Origin of the sequence: uncultured Limnohabitans sp. (assembly GCF_937889215.1) — a bacterium.
GTDB lineage: Bacteria > Pseudomonadota > Gammaproteobacteria > Burkholderiales > Burkholderiaceae_C > Limnohabitans_A.
In genome coordinates, this window is record NZ_CALBEX010000398.1 from 1 (window position 1) to 1,880 (window position 1,880).

The 1,880-nt window shown below is 63.5% G+C and carries 2 protein-coding genes; both read right to left on the minus strand.

The genetic code is table 11. The annotated features are described in order from the left end of the window. The coding region (locus Q0341_RS10010) for a serine/threonine protein kinase (protein ID WP_299512744.1) at positions 1–934 on the minus strand (934 nt) is incomplete at its 3' end. A 93-nt stretch (positions 935–1,027) separates the two neighbouring features. Beyond that, on the minus strand, positions 1,028–1,834 hold the full coding sequence (locus Q0341_RS10015) for a crotonase/enoyl-CoA hydratase family protein (protein WP_299512747.1): 807 nt from the start codon (positions 1,832–1,834) through the stop codon (positions 1,028–1,030). Between the last annotated feature and the right edge of the window lie 46 nt (positions 1,835–1,880).

Below are 1,880 nucleotides of genomic sequence, written 5' to 3' on the forward strand. Positions count from 1 at the left end.
ACCAAGGGAAGTTGACCGGGAAAATCGGGTCTTCCCAACGCCGCGCCAGCCAGGCGCTGTAATGGATCAAACGCAAGGTGCGCAGTGGCTCGATCAGGCTCAGCTCGGCCCGATCAAAGTCGCGCACCTGCTCATAGCCATCGAGCAAGGCCGACAGCTGCTGCGTGCGCTGAGCCCGGTCCCCTGAGAGCAGCATCCACAGGTCTTGCACGGCGGGCCCCATTCGGGCGTCATCCAGGTCTACAAAGTGCGGGCCGCCGCCGGGCAGCTCGGTGGGTGTCCACAAAATATTGCCCGGGTGGCAGTCACCGTGCAGGCGGATCGTTTTGCGGTCTGCTGCAGCGTGCGCCATTTGTTCTTGCACAAGCGCCAGTGCCTCGGCAAAGGCTTCGCGCCATTCGCGCTCGACCTCCAGCGGAATCATCTGGTGGGTTTGCAGCCACTGCGCTGGCTCTTGCGCAAAGGTCTGCACATCCAGCATGGGGCGGTGTTCAAAGGGTTTGGCCGCGCCCACCGTATGGATGCGGGCCAGGAAGCGGCCGATCCATTCAAGGACCTCGAAGTCATCGAGCTCGGGCGTGCGGCCGCCTCGCAAGGGGCTGACCGAAAAATCAAAACCAGCGCACTGGTGCAAGGTTCCGCCATTCAGCGCCATCGGGGCGACGACTGGAATTTCGGCCGCCACCAACTCGGCAGCGAAGTCGTGTTCTTCCTGAATCTGTGCGCGGCTCCAACGCCCTGGCCGGTAAAACTTGAGCACCACCGCTGCGCTGCCTTGCACCGGTTCGTCCAGGTGGGCGCGGTAAACGCGGTTTTCGTAAGAGCTGAGCGCCAGCAAACGGCCATCGGGCCACAGACCCAAATCGGTCAAGGCATCCATCACCCGGTCAGGGGTGAGTTCGGCGTAGGGGTGCAAGGCGTTCGTGTCGGTCATGCGCCGATTGTGGGGCACGGCCGAGGTTCAACTTGGCGACCAACTCAAACCAGGCAGCCCCGAACAGGCCAGAAAAAGCCTGAAAAGGCCCATTTAAGCCCCGGTGAATCGCGCTGCACGTTTTTCCACAAACGAACGCAAGCCCTCGGCCGCGTCTTCGCTGCGCGACAAGCTTTGCTGAACGGGCAAAAAGTCGTGCATGGCCACCAGCGGTCCGTGCTCCACCGCCTTGAGCACGTTTTGCCGTGTGGCCACCACCGCCAGCGGAGCCTGGGCCGCGATCTGCTCGGCGATGCGCATGGCCTCGGCGAGCAAACCCGCAGCAGGCACGACCTTTTGCACAAAGTTCAGACGCAGGGCTTCGGCGCTGTCGAAGACATCGGCCGTGAGCAAGTGCAAAAGCGCGTTGCCCATGCCCGCCCGCTCAGCCATGCGCAGTGTGGCCCCGCCCGTGGCCATGATGCCGCGCTGCACTTCCAGTTGCGAGAATCGGCAGTCGTCGGCTGCGACCACAATGTCGGCGGCCAGCATCAGCTCGATGCCCAAGGTATAGGTGATGCCCTGCACCGCCACCACCATGGGTTTGACGCGGCGGCGGTAACCGTCCATGCCCAGGTTCAACGGGTCGACCAAGCCCAGCGGCACCGACTTTTCGCCGCGTTGCATGAGCGGCGCAATGGTCGGCAAGTCCAGTCCGGCCGTGAAATGCGCACCCGCCGCACACAACACGCCCACGCGCAGGGCCGGGTCGTCGTCCAGCCGGGTGTAGGCCTCACCCAGTTCACGGAACATCTTGGGCGTGAAGCCGTTGCGCTTGGCGGGGCGGTTGATGCAGATTTGAAGAACTGCGCCGTGCACGGTGCAGTCGATCTGGCCTTCGGGGTGGGGGATGGTGTTCATGCCGCCATGTTAGAGGTCGGAATGGCGATGCCGTGTTCACGAACGT

Excerpts from the sequence above, each read along its gene's own strand:
- Q0341_RS10015 (WP_299512747.1), bottom strand. The coding sequence starts at position 1,834 with ATGAACACCATCCCCCACCCCGAAGGCCAGATCGACTGCACCGTGCAC.